Here is a 16,510-nt window from a genome sequence, read left to right as displayed (position 1 = left end):
GACGCCAAGCAAGGCATTGGAGCGGAATGCCGTCATTGCAGCGTCGCCCCTTCGCGGTTGAGTTGCTGGCGATATTTCTCGGCGTCCCAGTTCAGCAGTTCGGCATTCTCCTTTGGGCTGAGATAATTGACACGCGCAGCGCCATCGACGCGCGCGACGACGTCGGCCAGGCAGCGCGCCATCGCTTCGGCGCCGGCATTGGCCTCCCGGCGCATCAGCACGCCCTTGCCGGGAAAGAGGATGGATGTCGGCGCGGCTGCAGTGCGGGCGACGACCGCTGCCGCGTTCTCGCCGGGGCCGGCGATCACCGAACCGACACCAAGGAAGATCACATGATCCGGGTAGAGGCTGCCGGAGGCGGCGATGCGGCAACTGGCGAGGTCGGTCGCAACGGCATGCGCGGCGGTCGAGGCCGGCAGCCGGTAGTCGCTGCCGGCGGCGAGCCTCAGAAGCGCATCGAGATCGGGCGGCGGAGCCGGGCGCGGCTGCCGTGCGAGCAGCCCGGTCACCCTTTGCAGCAGCAAGGCTGCTTCGGCGACCGTATCGGCGGCGACCACCAGGCCGTGATTGCCAAGCACGAGCACGTTGGTCGCGGGCTTCAGCCGCTCGGCGATTGCCTGCGCCAGCGGCAGGCCGGGTCGGCGATAGGGCACGAAGGCCCAGTCGAGGCCGCGCAGGCGCCCCTCCAGCAAGGCTTCGGCATTGGCCTGCACGGCGATCGAGATCGTCTCGACGCAATGGACGTGGACGACGATCTTCTGCGGCAGCAGCGCGTGCACCGTCGTCTCGATGGAGGGCCGCAGCTGGCGAGGGTTGAGATCCGCCAGCGTGAACTGCCCCGCGGCCTCCGCCGCTGGACTGCGATGCGACACGGCATCGAGCAACGGCGCCAGCGCGACCGGCACCATGATCTCATCGTCGCGCGCATTCTTCAGCCAGGTGCCCGATGCCTTAATCCACAGCACGCCGGCCTGCTTGATGGAGGTGTTGCCGCCGGCGCCCTGGACCAGCAACGGGTCGGCGCCAATGCTGGCGGACAAGGAGCGCAGCATGCAGAATTCGCTGGAGTGGTTGTCGCCCGAATGCGCCATCAGCCTGCCCTCGCCAGCCGGTTCGCGCACCAATGCTCGAAGGCCGCCCTCTCCTCGGCGGACAGATGCAGGCCGTGCTTGGTGCGCCGCTCGAGAATATCGGCTGATGTCGCCGCCCATTCCCGGTCGAAGAGATAATTGGCCTCGCGCTCGAAGAAATCCTTGCCGAAGCAGCGCCCGAGTTCATCGAGCGAACGCGCCGGGCCAACCAAGGCCCGCGTCCTGGTGCCGTAGAGCCTGCCGTAGTGCTTCAGTAGCGATGCCGGCATCCAGGGATATTCGCCTCCGAGGTCGCCGAGAAACTGTTCGAAATCGGCATTGGCGATGTCGCCGCCGGGCAGATGCGCCTTCGCGGTCCAGGGCTTGCCCATATGGGGAAAGAACGGCGCGATCCTGTCCAGCGCATGCTCGGCCAGTTTTCGGAACGTGGTGATCTTGCCGCCGAAGACGGAAAGCAGCGGCGCCTGCGCGTCCGGCGCGTCGAGCTCGAAAATATAGTCGCGGGTCACCGCACTTGGGTTGTCGGCATTGTCGTCATAGAGCGGCCTGACGCCGGAGAAGGAATAGACGACATCGCCGCGCGCAAGGCCGCGCTTGAAATAGCGGTTGACCACCGCGATCAGGTAATCGATCTCGCTCTCATCCGCCGCCACGTCCTCGGGCCGGCCGTCATAGGGGATGTCGGTGGTGCCGATCAGGGCGAGATCGTTCTGATAAGGGTTGATGAAGATCACACGCTTGTCGCTGTTCTGGATGAGATAGGCCTGCCGCCCTTCCCAGAATTTCGGCACGACGATGTGGCTGCCCTTGACCAGGCGCACATTGCGCGTGGAGTTCTGGCCGGCAACGCGGTTGACGATGTCGTTGACCCAGGGGCCGCCGGCATTGATCAGCGCGCGGGCGCGAACCACCGTCCTGATGCCCGTCCTGCCATCCCGCATCTCGACAACCCAAAGGCCGCTCTCACGGCGGGCGGCGGTGCAGGCGGTGCGGGTGAAAACCCTGGCGCCGCGCTCGGCCGCGTCGAGCGCATTGATGACGACGAGGCGGGCATCGTCGACCCAGCAGTCGGAATATTCGAAGCCGCGCCTGAAGGCATCCTTGATCGGCGCGCCCTCGGGCGCCGTGCGCAGGTTCAGCGTTCGAGTCGCCGGCAGCCGCTTGCGGCCGCCGAGATGGTCGTAGAGGAACAGGCCGAGCCGCACCAGCCAGGCCGGTCGGTCGTCCGGGCTGTGCGGTAGCACGAAGCGCATCGGCCAGATGATGTGCGGCGCCGATTCTAGCAGCACCTCGCGCTCGATCAGCGCCTCGCGCACCAGGCGGAACTCGTAATATTCGAGGTAGCGCAGGCCGCCATGGACGAGCTTGCCCGAGCGCGAGCTGGTGCCTTCGGCGAGGTCGTCCTTTTCGCACAGGATGACGGAAAGTCCGCGGCCGGCGGCGTCGCGCGCAATGCCGGCGCCATTGACGCCGCCACCGATGACGAAGAGGTCGACGATTTCAGGACCGCCGTTCATGTCGCCATGGCCTCGATGCCGGTTTGAAAAGTCATGGCCACTGCCTCAGCACGGATTGACCGGAGGCAGGCCGGTTAGGTAGCGGCGCACCTCTTCGGCGGCCTGTTCGGCGGCATAGGTGACGGTGCGCACCGAGGCGCCGGCGATATGCGGCGTCAGCGTCACGTTGGGCAGTTGCAGCAAGGGCCAGTCCGACGGCACCGGCTCGACCGCGAAGGTCTCCAGCATGGCGCTGGCTATCTGCCCTGAAACCAGCGCCTCGTAGAGCGCGTCATAGTCGACCAGCGGCCCGCGCGCGGTGTTGATGAGAATCACGCCCGGTTTCATCAGCGCGATGGCGTCTTTGCCGATGAGGCCGCGCGTCTCCTCGGTCACCCGGGGATGCAGCGTGACCACGTCGGAGCGGGCGAGCAGATTGTCCAGCGCGACGAGTTCGACACCGGCATTGCGGTCTTCGGCGCTCAACTGCACATAGGGGTCACTGACCAGGACGTGGCAGCCGAAGGCGCGCAGCAGGCGCACGACCTTGGTGCCGATATTGCCATAGCCGATGACGCCGACGGTCATTTCGCTGAGTTCGCGGCCGGTGCGGTCGGCGCGGTAGAGATCGCCGCGCCATTCTCCCTTGCGCAAGGCCTCGTGGCCGACCCGGATCAGCCGCGTCTCGGCCAGGATGGCGCCGAGGGTGAACTCGGCCACGGCCGTCGCGTTGCGGCCCGGCACGTTGACCACGGTGATGCCGTGCGCCCTGGCGGCCGCCATGTCGATGTTGATCGGGCCGCCGCGCGAAACGGCAACCAGCTTGAGCGCCGGCAAGCGCCGCATCATGGCCTCCGACAGGGGCGCCAGCTGGGTGACGAGGATCTCGGCATCGCCGATGAAATCGACGACCTCGTCGGGGTGGCCGAAATATTCCTTGACCTTGTCGAGGCCGAGCGCCGGATTGCCGAACTCCATCGGCTCGTCGGGCCACGCCGTCTGCAATGTCCTGATATCGAGGTCACCAGTAGCGACCTTCTCGATTTTGGCGCGAAACACCTGCGGAAGCATGAAGTTGTCGCCAATGATCGCTATTCTCTTACGCATACTCGACTTCTCAATTTGCCTGCACTGAAGCCATCGCGCGCCAGACCGGCCGCAACGCCTGGTGCGCCAACGTGTAGGACGGGGTCATCTTGTCGTAGATCGCGGCGAGGTTCCGGTCGCTCGGCTCGGCTTCACCAAGCAGCGGCGTCACCCATTCGCCGACGCACGCATCCATGGACGGGTAGAGACCCACGCAGACCGCGGCGATCATCGCCGCGCCCGCCGCGCCCGCCTCCTCGCGCGCGCTGGTGCGGATGTCGGCACCCAGCGCCGCACCCAGGATCTTGCGCAGCGCCGGGCTTCTGGCCGCGCCGCCGGTGAGGCGGACTTCGCGCGGCAGCGGCCCCATGGCGGTGTAGCAGTCGCGTGCCGCGAAGGCCAACCCTTCGAAGACGGCGCGGACGAGGTCAGCATAACCGTGCCGCGAGGAAATGCCGACGAACCCCGCTCGGGCGTTGGCGTCGACGAACGGCCCCCGCTCACCGGCTTCCGACACATAGGGCTGATAGAGCAGCGAGGCCGGCTGCGCGGCCGCGATCCAGGCATCGACCAGCGCGATCATCTCGCCATTGCTGCGCGAAATGCCTTGCGAGGCGAGAATGCCCGAGGCGAGCCCAAGCACCCAATCGATGTTGAGCGTCGCCGCCATGTTGGACTGCATCTGCGCGAACACGCCGGGCGCCGGCATCGCCATCGTATAGCCGGTCGCCGCGTCGTTCAGCTGCACGTCATCCGGTGTCTCGGCCAGCCGCATATGCATGCCGGTGGAGCCGATGATCGAGCAGCCGGGCTTGCGCTGGCGATCCAGCAGCCCGGCGCCGAGCGCGGTGCAGACGACGTCGACATAGCCGAGCACGACCGGCGTGCCGGCCAGCATCCCGGTGGCGTCGGCCGCTGCCTGCGACAGAGCGGTGCTGTGCCTTGTGCCGTCGACGATCGGCGGCAGCAGATGCCTGAGATCGGCGACGCCGAGCACGTCGAGCACCTCGTCGCTGTAGTCGCGGGTGTGGAAATCGCCGAAGGTGAAGGTGCCCTCCGACGGATCGGTGGCGCGCTCGCCGGTCAGCTTGAAATAGAGCCAGTCCTTGCAGTGGAATGCCGTTGCCGCCTTGCCGAGCATTGCGGGCATGGTGCGCTTCATGAAGACGAATTGCGAACCCTGCTGGCAGGCGGCGAGCCCGCTGCCGGTCTTCTCGAAGCGGAGCCGATCCTCGGGCCGCGCGCGGATTTCCTCGACGACGGCCGCGGCACGTGCATCGAGCCAGAGCCAGCCCTTGGCCACCGGCTCGCCCTTGGCGTCGATCAGCCAGGTGCCGTCGCCTTGCCCGGTCACCGCGATCGCCACCGTCCGGTTGGCGAGATTGGGCACTTTGTCGGCTAGCTGGCGCAAGGTCGTGGCGGCATCGCTCCATGTGCGCGCCAGATCCTGTTCGGCGCCGCCGCCCGGCAGCGTTTCATAGTGGTTGGGCAAGGCGGCGGCGGCAATCTGCCGGCCCAACGTGTCGAAGGCGATGGATTTGATGACGGAGGTGCCGGCGTCGATGCCGATCAGTATGTCGCGCATCAGGCAAGCTCCATGCCGTGCGAAATCGCCTTGCCGCTCACCTGGTCGAAGACATGCAGGTTTTTCGGATCGATGCTGACATTGATCGGCGCACCCAGATCGAGGCGGGTGCGGTCATGCTCGACCAGGACCAGCGAACCACCGGCGAAGTCGGCGGCGATATGCGTCTGGTCGCCGAGCCATTGGTTGGCCGAAACCCTGGCGGGAACACCTTCCTTCGAGCGCCGGACCGCGTAAGGCCTGATGCCGATCACCACCCGCTCGCGACTGAGTAATTGATCGCGAACCGCAGCGCTGAAGGCGTCCTTGTCGTAGTCGAGCGACAGGCCGTCGGGCAGCTTGAGATTGATGCGGCCGGCGGCGGTTGCGACATAGGCCTCGAAGACATTCATCGGTGGCTCACCGACAAAGGTGCCGGTGAACAGGTTCGCCGGGCGCTCCTTAATCCGGTCAGGCGTGTCGAACTGCTGCAGCACGCCGCCTTCCATCACCGCGATGCGGTCGGCAAGCGCATTGGCCTCGGTCTGGTCGTGGGTAACCAGGATCGCCGTCAGACCGCGCTCCTTGATGAAGTGCTTGATGCGGCCGCGCAGCACGGCGCGAAGCTGCGGTTCGAGCTGCCCCATCGGCTCGTCCAACAGATGCAGGTCGGCCTCGCGGATCAGTGCCCGGCCAAGGCTGGCGCGCTGCTGCTGGCCGCCGGAAATCGAACTCGGGTAGCGCTCCAATATGTCCTCGATCTCGAGCAGCTTGGCGATGCTGGCGACCTTGGCGTCGACCTCGCTCTTCGGCAGCCTCGCCGCCTTGAGCGCGAAGGCCATGTTCTCGTGCACGGTCAGCGGCGGATAGAGCGAATAGCCTTCGAAGGCCATCGCCACATTGCGTTTGACCGGTGGCAAGGTGTGCACCTGACGGCCACCGACCGAGATGGCGCCGCGCGACACCTCCTCGAAACCGGCAATCATGCGCAGCGTCGACGTCTTACCGCAGCCGGACGAGCCAAGCAGGGCGACGATCTCGCCTTTGCCGATTTCTATCGTCAGGTTCTTGACCGCATGCACACCGCGATCGATCGGGCCGTAAAATTTGTCGACACCTAATATGGTGAGCGCGCTCTGGCTCATGCGGCTTCTCCGTTGCGCAAGGCGACGACGTTCTTGGAACCGATGCGGTCGCCGCTGGCGTGATCGAACAGCAAGGCGCTCTTGCCGTCGACGGCGATATGGGCCTTGCCCTCGCTGCGGCCCGGCGTTCCGGCCGGGCGCGAGACCAGGACCTCGCGGCCGCGTACCGTGCGCACCAGGGTGACGATCTTTTCGTTGAGCGGCGTCTCGGCCTCGACCGTCACCGGAATGGCGCCGGGGATGCCCTCCTCGACGAAGCTCAGCGCTTCCGGCCGCAGACCGATCACGCAATCGCGGCCGACCGCCGCGTCGTAAGCGCCGGCCAGATGGACCTGGACGTTGGACAGGCCGACATAAATCCCCCTTGTATCCCGCGCGGGCTTGACGTCGAGCAGGTTGATGGTGGGGTCGCCGAACAGCCGCGCGATCTCGATATTGGCCGGTTCGCGATAGATCTGCTCGGGTGTGCCGAGCTGCCGGATGACGCCTTGCGACATCACGGCGATGCGGTCGCCGAGCGCCATGGCTTCCTTGTAGTCCTGGGTGACATAGACGACGGTGGCGCCGCGATCGGCAAGCAAACGCGGCAGTTCGAGCCGCATCTCGAAGCGCAGCTTGGCGTCGACATTGCGCAAGGGATCGTCGAGCAGCAGCAGCGGCGGCGAGCCGACCAGCGCGCGGGCCAGCGCGGTGCGCTGCTTCTGGCCGTTGGAGAGCGCGCGCGGCTTGTGCGAGAGCACATGGGCGATCTTCAACAGCTTGGCGACGCTCTCGACGCCGGCCTTGATGGCGCCCGGCGAGGACCGCTTGGCCTCCAAGGGCGTCGCGATGTTGTCGAACGCACTCATATGCGGAAACAGCGCGAAATTCTGGAACGCCATGCCGACGCCACGGTATTCCGCGTCGACATCGGTCATGTCGTCGCCGCCGATGAAGATCTTGCCCTCATCCGGATCGATGACGCCGGCGACCAGGCGCAGCAGCACCGTCTTGCCGGCGCCGGACGGGCCGAACAGGACAAGGGTTTCGCCGTCGGCAACCGTCAGCGACAGATTGTCGAGGACGGTCTGGCTCTTGTAGCGCTTGACGATGTTTTTGAGTTCGAGGCTGGCCATGTCTATCCTTTCACCGCGCCAAGCGAGAGGCCTTCGACGAGATAGCGCTGCGCATAGAGGGCGAGCGCCAGCGTCGGCGTGATCGAGAGCACGATGGCCGCTGAGATCTGGCCGTACTGGATGCCCGAGGAAGTGATGAAGGCGAGCGCCCCGACCGTCACCGGCTGCTTGTCGGCCGAGGCCAGCACCAGGGCGAAGACGAAATTGTTCCAGGCGAAGATGAAGGCGAGCAGGCCGGCGGCGGCGATACCAGGGCCGGCGAGCGGCAGCGCGATCTTGCGGAAGGTGGCGAACCAGGAATGGCCGCCAATGCGGTAGGCATATTCGATGTCGGCCGGAATATCCTCGAAATAGCCGCGCACGATCCACAGGATCAGCGGCAGGCAGATCAGCTGGTAGACCCAGATCAGCCCGACATAGGTGTTGGCGAGACCGAGCTTCTGGAAATAGAGGGTGAGCGGCAGCAGCACCAAGAGCGCCGGCGCGAATTTGAACGACAGCAGCGTGAAGGCGATGTCCTCCGAGCCGCGGAACTTGTGCCGCGCGAAGGCGTAGGCGGCCGGCACGCCGAGCAGCAGCGAGACCGCCACCGAGGTCACCGACAGGAACACCGAATTCCAGAGGTTGCGCATGAAGGCGATGTCGAGCGTGCCGGCTGCCGTCATCAGCTTGCCGGTGATCAGCGCGGTGTAGTTGGCGAGCGTCGGCTCGAAGATCAGCTGCGGCGGGATGCGCAGGATGGTCTCGTTGGTCTGGAACGACATCATGAAGATCCAGACGATCGGGAACATGAAGAAGATCACCACCAGCGTCAGTGCAACACCGCGCAGGATGCGCTCGAGAAACGAGGTGTGTTCCATCCCGGCCTCCTATGCCTGGCCACGGGCGCGTTCGCGCAGCCGCAGCCAGTTCTTGATGAAGATGTTGGAGAGGAAATAGGTGATCGCCCACAGGATGATCATCAGAGCCGCCGAGCGGCCGACATTGGTCGACTGGAAGAAGTTGAGATAGGCCTCGACCTGGAAGACGGTCAGCGTGTCGCCCGGCCCGCCTTGGGTCATCGCATAGATGATATCGAACTGCTGGATGGAATCGAGCAGCCGGAACAAAGTCGCCGTCAGGATGTAGGGCGTCAGCATCGGCAGTGTGATGCGGAAGAAGACGAAGCTTCGCGGCACGCCATCGAGCGCGGCCGCTTCGAAGGGCTGCGTCGGCAGGCTGCGCAGGCCGGCGAGCAGCAGGATCATGATGAAGGGCGTGTAGACCCAGATGTCGACGAGCACGACGGTGAACAGCGCCGTCGACGGCGACGAGGCCCAGCGGAAATCCTGCAATCCGATCAGGCTGGCGAGATAGCTCAAGACGCCAAAGCCGGGATTGGTCATCAGCTTCCACATCAGGGCGGCGAGCGCCGGCGCCGTCATTAGCGGCATCAACAGCATGATCGAGATGAAATTGTTCAGTGTGGAGCGCTTCTGCAGCAGCATGGCGATGGCGAGGCCGAGAAGTAGTTCCAGCACGACGGTGGTGCCGGCATAGAGCAGCGACACCTTGAGCGTGTTCCAGAATTTCGGATCGGTGAAGAAGGAGATGTAGTTGTCGCCCCAGTTGAACTGCCGCGCCCAGGGCTGGCTTAGCCGGTAGCGCTGGAAGGAATAGACGACCGAGGTCAAGAACGGGATCAGGATGCCGATGCAGACGAGCAAGGCCGGCAGGCTGAGCACATAGGGCAGCACCTTCTTGCTGATCCTGAAGCCGGATGGCTTGGGCCTTTGCGATACCACCGCAGTCATCGAGTTGCTCCGTTATCGCTGTCGCTTCGCCCTGCCGGCCGCCCAAGGGAGCAAGGCGACCGGTCGGGCGAAATAGCGGTCACCTTCCGGCACCGCATCGCAAACGTGAAAAGGTGTGACGAGGGCCGGCCCGCCAGGCAGGCCGGCACTCGTTGCGACTTAGCCGAGTCCGGCTTCCTTGAGCTGGCCGTTGATGCTTTCGGCGAGCTTGTCGAGGCCTTCGTCGATCGGCACCTCCTTGGCTACCATCTTCTGCAGCGTCGCCGCCCATTCGGTGGTGAGATCGAAGAACAGCGGCTGCGCCGTGAACTTGATCGAGGCGCCGGGCGCCGAGGCGTCGAACATCTCGACATAGCCGGGATAGCTCTTGTTCAGTTTCTCGCGGAACATCTCGTCCTTCCAGACCGACTGGCGGACCGGATTGACGAAGTCCATCTTGGTCGCGCCGAACAGCCCATGCTCCGGCCCGGAGGCCCATTGCATGAAATACCATGTGGCGTCCTTGTCCTTCGAGAAATTGGACATCGCCAGCGACCAGATCCAGATGTTGGGTGTCGCCGCCTTGGCTGCCGGGTTGGCCTTGAAGCTTGCGAAGGCGAGCTTGCCGGCCATCTTGTTGTCGCCGCCATTCATGAAGTAACCGAGGATATCGGCGTCGAAGATCATCGCCGAGGCGCCGGCGCCGAGATCGGTGCCGACCTGATACCAGGTGTAGGTCGACCAGTCCTTGGGGCCGCTCTCCTGGATCATCTGAACCCACTGCTTGTGGAAAGCCTTGGACTGGGCGGTGTTCATCGCGGCCGACAATTTGCCGTCTGCCGAAACGTTGAGGTCCTTCTGGTCAAAATTGGCGTAGGCCGACAGGAAGCCCGGATGGATTGTCGCCCAGGAGCGGGAGCCACGCACGCCGATGCCGTAGACGCCGCCACCGACATCCTTGGTGAGCTTGGCCGCCGCGGCAACCATCTCGTCCATGTTGCCGGGAATGGTGACGCCGGCCTTGTCGAACATCGCCTTGTTGTAGGTGATGTTGTTCTGTTCGAAGCCCCACGGAATGCACCACTGCTTGGCATCATCCGAACCCAGCGCGCCGCCCGGCTTGCCATTCCAGGCACAAGAATTCTTGACGCCAGGCAGGAAGTCGTCCCAGGCATAGTTCGGGTTGGTCTTGGCCGGATCCTTGATCCATTCGTTGAGGTCGGTGATCCAGCCGGCGGGGCCATAGGTCCAGGTCATGTATGCGCCGGTCATGAAGGCATCGTATTCGGGCGAGCTTGCCGAAAGGGCTGCCGTGACCTTGTCGAAATAGACGTCTTCCGGGAACACATCATAGACGACGTTCATGCCGGTCAGCTTCTTGAAGTTCTCGAGATCGGCGATCATCGCATCGGCATAGGGGTGCTTGTTGAGCAGGAGCTTGATGGTCTTGCCCTTATGCGCCTGCCAGTCGAAGTCGGCGGCAAGCGCTCGGGTCTGCCCCAGATTGAGCAGCGTGCCGGCGGTGCCGGCGGCAAGGCCCATGGCACCGAGGCCCTTGATCAGCCCGCGACGGTCGACTTGTCCGCGCAGGAAGGCATCAATGAGGTCTTTCTCTTTCTCATGCATTTTGTCTTCTCCTCCACAGGGTAGTTTCAATTGAAACCGATACCGGCTACCCGACCGGCGTCTCTTCCACGAGCGATCGCGCCGTCCGCTCGTCTGTTATCAGGCCCTTGAGATAGCGGCCTTCGAGCACCGACTTGATGGCGCGAACCTTGATCTTGCCGCCGGCGACGGCGACGATCCGGCGGCTGCTGATATCCTCACGCGTCAGCGCCAGCGCCCGGTCGGAAACGGTCGTCGCCACCGCCTTGCCGGCCTCGTCGAAGAAATGGCCGAGCAATTCGCCGACGCCGCCATTGCGGCGGATCTCCTCCATCTCGCCCTTTTCGATCATGCCGGTGGCGACCAGCGACGCCTCGCGCTCGGCGGTGCCGATGCCGGCGAACAGAAGGTCAGCGGATCGCGCGAGATCGAAGACCTCGCTGATGCCCTTCTGGCCGAGCAGGACGGTGCGGTCCTCGGCGGTGTTGGCGAACATCGGCACTGGCATGACATAGGCTTCGGCGCCCGTCCGTTCGGCCAGGCGGTGAATAACGTCATGCGGGTTGGCCGAGAATTTGCGCGTCAGGCCGCCCAGCAGCGAGACGAAGCGGATCTTGTCGGTCGAGGTGCGCGGCAGATATTCCACGCAAGCGGCAAGCGTGCGGCCATGGCCGACGCCGATCAGCGCTTCCTCGCCGCGCTCGATCTCGCGCTTGAGGAACTGCGCGCCGGCAATGCCGAGCGCCTTGAGCGGCAGATCCTCGGAATCGAAGTCAGGAACCACCTCGCAATAATCGAGGCCGTAGCGGCGGGAGAGTTCGTCCTCGAGCTCGACGCATTCCGACACTTCACCGTCGATATAGACCTTCACCAGCCCTTCCTGGTTGGCCTTGGTGATGAGGCGATGGGCCTTGAGGCTGGTCAGCCCCAGCCGCTTGGCGACCTCGGACTGGGTCAGGCCGCCGGCATAGTGAAGCCACGCGGCACGCGTCGCCATGCTGGTTTCATCGTCGCGCAGGAGGCCGTTGCCGAACCCTACCATTTCCGCCCTATGATATTTTTATCAGTTGCTGCAAAATTTTTCACAATGGACGATCGGTGTCAAGCGACCCCTTGTGCAAATCGCGACATGGCGACCGAAGCGGGCTTCGGCCGTCCGTCTGGCGGATGTCCGTGAGTGGCGATACGAGGGAGCCCCAGCCGACGTGCAGGTCTGTACGGCCGGCTGTTCAAGCCAGGTTCTGGATTGCCGTTTTTTGATTGCGCCAGGTTGAGCGCGTGGTTACGGGTTGGCCGCCGGACTGTCGTCCTCGGCGCGAACCAGCTTGATGTCGGCGCCTGCCGCCCATGCGCTGACATCTTCCCGTCGCAAGGCCGCTGCCATCATGTCGGGAAACAGATCCGGCGTGCAGGTGAAGACCGGGATGCCGAGCGCTGCCACGGAGCCTGCCATCTTCGGGTCATAGCCCGGCCTGCCCTGATCGGTTAGCGCCAGAAGCACCACGACATTGACGCCGGAGCGAACGAGTGACGCCAGCCGCTGCAGCAATTCCTGGCCGTTGCCGCCCTCATAAAGGTCGGTGATCAGCACCATATGCGACTTGGTCGGCCGCTCGATACGGTCGGCGCAATAGGCGACGGCCTGGTTGATGTCGGTGCCGCCGCCAAGCTGCACGCCGAACAGGACCTCGACGGGATCGCTGAGTTCCTCGGTCAGGTCGACGATCGCCGTATCGAAGCAGACGAGCTTGGTCCGCACCACAGGCAAGGAAGCCATCACGGCGGCGAATATCGAGGCGTAGATCACCGAACTTGCCATCGAGCCGGACTGGTCGACGCACAGCACCACCTCGTCCAGGTCGACCAGTCTACGCTGCTTGCGCATGAAGCCGACCAGCCTCTCCGGCACGATGGTCTTGTGCTCGGCCTGGTAATGGCGAAGGTTGGCCGAGATGGTGCGCGGCCAGTCGATGTCGCGCTGGCGTGGACGGTTGGTGCGTTGCGACCGGTCGAGCGCGCCGCGGATCGCCTCGGCGGTCTTCTGTTCCAACCGCTGCATCAGCTTGGCGACGATATCGGCGATGATGGTGCGCGCTATATCCTTGGTCTTGGCCGGCATGACCGAACGCAGCGAGATCAGGTCGGCGACGAGATTGACGTCAGCCTCGATCGCCTTGAGGAATTCCGGCTCCATCAGCATCTGCTTCAGATTGAGCCGCTCGAACGCATCCTTCTGGACGATCTGCACGACCTGCGCAGGAAAGAACGACCTGATATCGCCCATCCATTGCGCCACCCGGGGCGCCGAGCGGCCGAGCCCGCCGCGCCGCTTGCGCGGATCGGCGGTCGTATCGCCGGCACCATCGCCATAGAGCGCATCGAGCGCCGCCGACAGCCGCTTGTCGGTGTCTGACAGCGCTGGGGAGGACTGGTCGTCGGCACCGATCGCCAGCCGCCAGCGACGCTCCCGGCTGTCGCCGGCGGGCTCCGTTTCGCCGATGTCGACTTGGTCATCCATTGCCGTTCCCACTCATCAGCAAAGGTCCAAGCCGTTCGAGATGCCGGCGCCAGGCCTCATCGCCGTTTGGTGTCGACGTCAGCCCTACCGGCAAGCGCCGGACACGGCCAAGCACCGCTTCGATCAATCGCCGCCGCTCCATCGAATCCAGATGCGAAAACACCCGGCGCAGCAGCGGCAGGTGCGCGATGAAGGCGTCTTCGTCGAGGGATTTGAGCCAGGCATCAACCGCGCCACGCAGGCTTTCATCATAGATCAGCCTTTGACCGGCAGTGCTGAAGAAGCCCTCGAAGAAGCCCGCGGCCTCGGTGACCGGCGTGCCCGGAGAGAGGCGCCGCTCGATCAGGCCAGCTGCGGCTTCGGCGGACAGATGGCCAGCTTCGTAGAGCAGGTGCGCGGCGCAGCCGGCCACCAGCGCCGTCGACCGCGATCCGTCGAGCACCGCTGCCAGTCCGTTGCGCCAGGCGTCTAGGACGTCCTGTTCCGGTTCGACGAGCTTGATCGCCTCATCGGCCTTGCGCATGGCGCCAACCAGCGCCGCCGAAGCCTGAGCGTCGAGGTCGCGCGCGGCGTAGGCGAGCGCGATGCCGCCCTCGATAATCAGCCGCTCCAGCAGGCCTGACAGGCGAGCGGTTTCCGTCTTGCGGGCCTCGCCGTAGCGGATGATGACGGCGAGCGGCGGCACCGATGCCAGGATTTCCAGGCATTCGCTGCTGCGCGCCGCGCGTTCCTCCAGCGCCACGAGACCGGCGGTCGACGCCTCCGACAGGTTTGCCGTGATGGCGCCCTGAACCAGTGCCGCCAGCGCGTCGAGAGATGTCCGAGGCTCCGTCAATCCGAAGAGAAAAAGCCTACTGCAAGATCCGCGCGGCGGACGGCATGGAATGGTCATGCGCGATGCCGGCATCTGCATCGCCGATCGCCCTATCGAGACCGGTCGCCACCACCGAGACCCTGAAACGGCCTTCCATGCTCTTGTCGAAGATAGCGCCGACGATGATATCGGCATCCTCGTAGACCTCCTCGCGGATGCGCGTAGCGGCCTCGTCGACCTCGAACAGGGTCATGTCGCGGCCGCCCGATATCGACACCAGCACGCCCTTGGCGCCTTTCATTGACACTTCGTCGAGCAGCGGGTTGGCGATCGCGGCTTCGGCCGCCTTCATCGCCCGGCTTTCGCCCGACGCCTCGCCGGTTCCCATCATGGCGCGGCCCATGCCGCGCATGACCGATTTAACGTCGGCGAAGTCGAGATTGATCAGGCCTTCCTTGACGATGAGATCGGTGATGCAGCTGACGCCGGAATAAAGCACCCGGTCGGCGATCACGAACGCATCGGCGAAGGTGGTCTTGGCATCGGCGATCCTAAACAGGTTCTGGTTCGGGATGACGATCACCGTGTCAGCGGCTTCGCGCAGCCGCTCGATGCCCTCCTCGGCCATCTGCATCCGGCGCCGGCCCTCGAAGGTGAAGGGCTTGGTGACGACGCCCACCGTCAGGATGCCGGCCTTGCGCGCCGCCTGCGCGATGACCGGGGCAGCGCCGGTGCCGGTGCCCCCGCCCATGCCGGCGGTGACGAAACACATATGCGTGCCCGCCAGATGATCCATGATCTCGTCGAGCGATTCCTCGGCCGCCGCGCGGCCAATCTCGGGCAGCGAGCCGGCGCCCAGCCCTTCCGTGACATGCGCGCCGAGCTGGATCAGCCGCGTCGCCTTCGACATGGTCAGCGCCTGGGCATCGGTGTTGGCGGCAATGAATTCGGTTCCCTGAAGCTGCTCCGCGATCATATTGTTGATGGCGTTGCCGCCACCGCCGCCGACACCGATAACAGTGATCTTGGGCCTCATCTCGGAGATTTCCGGCTTCTTGAACTCGGCCATGCCTGCTTCTCCTTCGCCAATTGCGCGCGCTTCACGACCCATCCGCAGACTGCCTCTAGGACATTGCAATCGAGCGGCATGACGCGAATCAGTCCGTTCGGATGGGTGCCCCAAAAAGCCAGAGAGCGGCCGGACGTGCAAGTGCGCGCAAGGTCAAGATTTGTGATCGCGATATTGCAAACTGCTACGCGACTACCGCGTGCGCCACCTTCGTGCCGCGCGACCTGCCCCTGGCGGCATCGCTGACGGCTTGCGGCGTAACGATTGAGGTGTCTATCATGCGCCGATATATCGCTGACTTCGGCGTCCGCCGTGCTCGGCCCAATCAGGATCATCTGCGGCTGCCGTCGTCAGGCCAGATTTCAGAACGAAGTAGCGCCCCCGCCAATGGCCGACAGGACACAATTCGGGTTGAGCGCCATCGACAGCGTGCCCCTGCATGAGAAGGTCTATCTGGAGCTTGTGCGGGCGCTGATGTCGGGCCAGTTCACGCCGGGCCAGAAGCTGACGTCGCGCAAGCTCGCCAAGGAACTCGGCACCAGCGACATGCCGGTGCGCAGCGCATTCATGCGGCTGCAGGCATTGCGGGCGCTGAGCCCGATGCCGAACGGCAGTGTCGAGGTGCCTGTCATTTCAGCCGAACGGTTTTCGCAATTGACCGCCGTGCGCACGATCCTGGAAGGCTCGGCGACCGAGCTCGCCACAAAACTCGTCAACGGCAACAATCTGCGGACGATCCGACGCCACAGCAGCGAATTGACCCTGGCGGCGCGCGAGGGCGATATCGACGACTATCTCAGGAAGAACTACGCCTTCAAATTCTCGATCTATCGCCATTGCGGCAACGAGCAGATGATCTTCCTGATCGAGACCGTGTGGATGCAGGTCGGCCCCTTCCTCAGGAACCTCGCCATGGGGTTCGAGGACGATCTCGCCTCCATCCTCGACATCGACTATCACGAGGAAGTCGTCGCCGCGATCGAGGCGCAGGACGCGGCGCGTGCTCGTGCAGCCATCGTTCGCGACATAGACGAAGGCGCGGCGCACATCCTGCGGCAGGCCAGATTTCCGGGAGCCAGAGGCTAGGGTTGGAGGGTGATAGCCGCTCGACCCAAGGCCGATCGTGCATGCCGAATGCCCCTTGGCTTTCCGCCTTCTTGCCTCTATGTTGCGATCGCAGATCGCGCAATTGGTTTTGAAATGCCTCCCGATATCCCAGCTAGTGACTTGAAAAA

Annotated in this window: 14 protein-coding genes; 1 reads left to right on the top strand and 13 read right to left on the bottom strand. The window is 64.5% G+C overall.

From position 1 onward, the window contains the following. Positions 1-32: 32 nt before the first annotated feature. The 13 genes from MAFF_RS29690 to ftsZ all read right to left on the bottom strand — a co-directional run bounded on the left by MAFF_RS29690 (position 33) and on the right by ftsZ (position 15,275). Entirely contained in the window at positions 33-1,091 is a 1,059-nt protein-coding gene (locus MAFF_RS29690; protein ID WP_032933161.1) for a class II aldolase, read from the bottom strand. Beyond that, on the bottom strand, positions 1,091-2,608 hold the full coding sequence (locus MAFF_RS29685; RefSeq protein WP_010914719.1) for a glycerol-3-phosphate dehydrogenase: 1,518 nt from the start codon (positions 2,606-2,608) through the stop codon (positions 1,091-1,093). The genes MAFF_RS29690 and MAFF_RS29685 overlap by 1 nt, the downstream gene beginning before the upstream one ends. Before the next feature lie 45 nt (positions 2,609-2,653). Then, entirely contained in the window at positions 2,654-3,694 is a 1,041-nt protein-coding gene (locus tag MAFF_RS29680) for a 2-hydroxyacid dehydrogenase (protein ID WP_044549643.1), read from the bottom strand. A 10-nt stretch (positions 3,695-3,704) separates the two neighbouring features. Then, entirely contained in the window at positions 3,705-5,258 is a 1,554-nt protein-coding gene (locus tag MAFF_RS29675) for an FGGY-family carbohydrate kinase (RefSeq protein ID WP_010914717.1), read from the bottom strand. Further along, on the bottom strand, positions 5,258-6,382 hold the full coding sequence (locus MAFF_RS29670) for an ABC transporter ATP-binding protein (RefSeq protein ID WP_010914716.1): 1,125 nt from the start codon (positions 6,380-6,382) through the stop codon (positions 5,258-5,260). Before MAFF_RS29670 ends, MAFF_RS29675 begins: the two co-directional genes overlap by 1 nt. Beyond that, positions 6,379-7,497, bottom strand: coding sequence for an ABC transporter ATP-binding protein (locus MAFF_RS29665; protein ID WP_010914715.1), 1,119 nt, complete (start codon positions 7,495-7,497; stop codon positions 6,379-6,381). The genes MAFF_RS29670 and MAFF_RS29665 overlap by 4 nt, the downstream gene beginning before the upstream one ends. Before the next feature lie 2 nt (positions 7,498-7,499). Further along, positions 7,500-8,357, bottom strand: coding sequence for a carbohydrate ABC transporter permease (locus MAFF_RS29660; protein ID WP_010914714.1), 858 nt, complete (start codon positions 8,355-8,357; stop codon positions 7,500-7,502). Positions 8,358-8,366: 9 nt separating this feature from the next. Then, on the bottom strand, positions 8,367-9,290 hold the full coding sequence (locus MAFF_RS29655; RefSeq protein ID WP_010914713.1) for a carbohydrate ABC transporter permease: 924 nt from the start codon (positions 9,288-9,290) through the stop codon (positions 8,367-8,369). A gap of 159 nt (positions 9,291-9,449) precedes the next feature. Next, positions 9,450-10,895, bottom strand: a complete 1,446-nt coding sequence (locus MAFF_RS29650) for an ABC transporter substrate-binding protein (RefSeq protein WP_010914712.1) — start codon at positions 10,893-10,895, stop codon at positions 9,450-9,452. A 46-nt stretch (positions 10,896-10,941) separates the two neighbouring features. Further along, the gene (locus tag MAFF_RS29645; RefSeq protein WP_010914711.1) at positions 10,942-11,916 is read right to left on the bottom strand and encodes a sugar-binding transcriptional regulator; all 975 of its coding nucleotides are present in this window, start codon (positions 11,914-11,916) and stop codon (positions 10,942-10,944) included. A gap of 240 nt (positions 11,917-12,156) precedes the next feature. Then, positions 12,157-13,392, bottom strand: a complete 1,236-nt coding sequence (locus MAFF_RS29640; RefSeq protein WP_044549640.1) for a VWA domain-containing protein — start codon at positions 13,390-13,392, stop codon at positions 12,157-12,159. After that, positions 13,385-14,227 carry a DUF5682 family protein gene (locus MAFF_RS29635; RefSeq protein WP_244420651.1) on the bottom strand — a complete coding sequence of 281 codons (843 nt, stop codon included), beginning with the start codon at positions 14,225-14,227 and terminating at the stop codon, positions 13,385-13,387. The genes MAFF_RS29640 and MAFF_RS29635 overlap by 8 nt, the downstream gene beginning before the upstream one ends. Positions 14,228-14,243: 16 nt before the next feature. Next, positions 14,244-15,275 (bottom strand): cell division protein FtsZ, encoded by a 1,032-nt coding sequence (ftsZ, locus tag MAFF_RS29630; RefSeq protein WP_010914708.1) that lies wholly within the window; start codon positions 15,273-15,275, stop codon positions 14,244-14,246. Positions 15,276-15,686: 411 nt separating this feature from the next. Here ftsZ and MAFF_RS29625 point away from each other — a divergent pair, with 411 nt between their 5' ends. Next, on the top strand, positions 15,687-16,361 hold the full coding sequence (locus MAFF_RS29625) for a GntR family transcriptional regulator (protein WP_244420650.1): 675 nt from the start codon (positions 15,687-15,689) through the stop codon (positions 16,359-16,361). The last annotated feature ends 149 nt before the right edge of the window (positions 16,362-16,510 follow it).

The sequence above is a fragment of the Mesorhizobium japonicum MAFF 303099 genome, assembly GCF_000009625.1.
In the GTDB taxonomy this organism is placed as follows: domain Bacteria; phylum Pseudomonadota; class Alphaproteobacteria; order Rhizobiales; family Rhizobiaceae; genus Mesorhizobium; species Mesorhizobium japonicum.
This window is presented reverse-complemented; position numbering and strand designations above follow the sequence as displayed.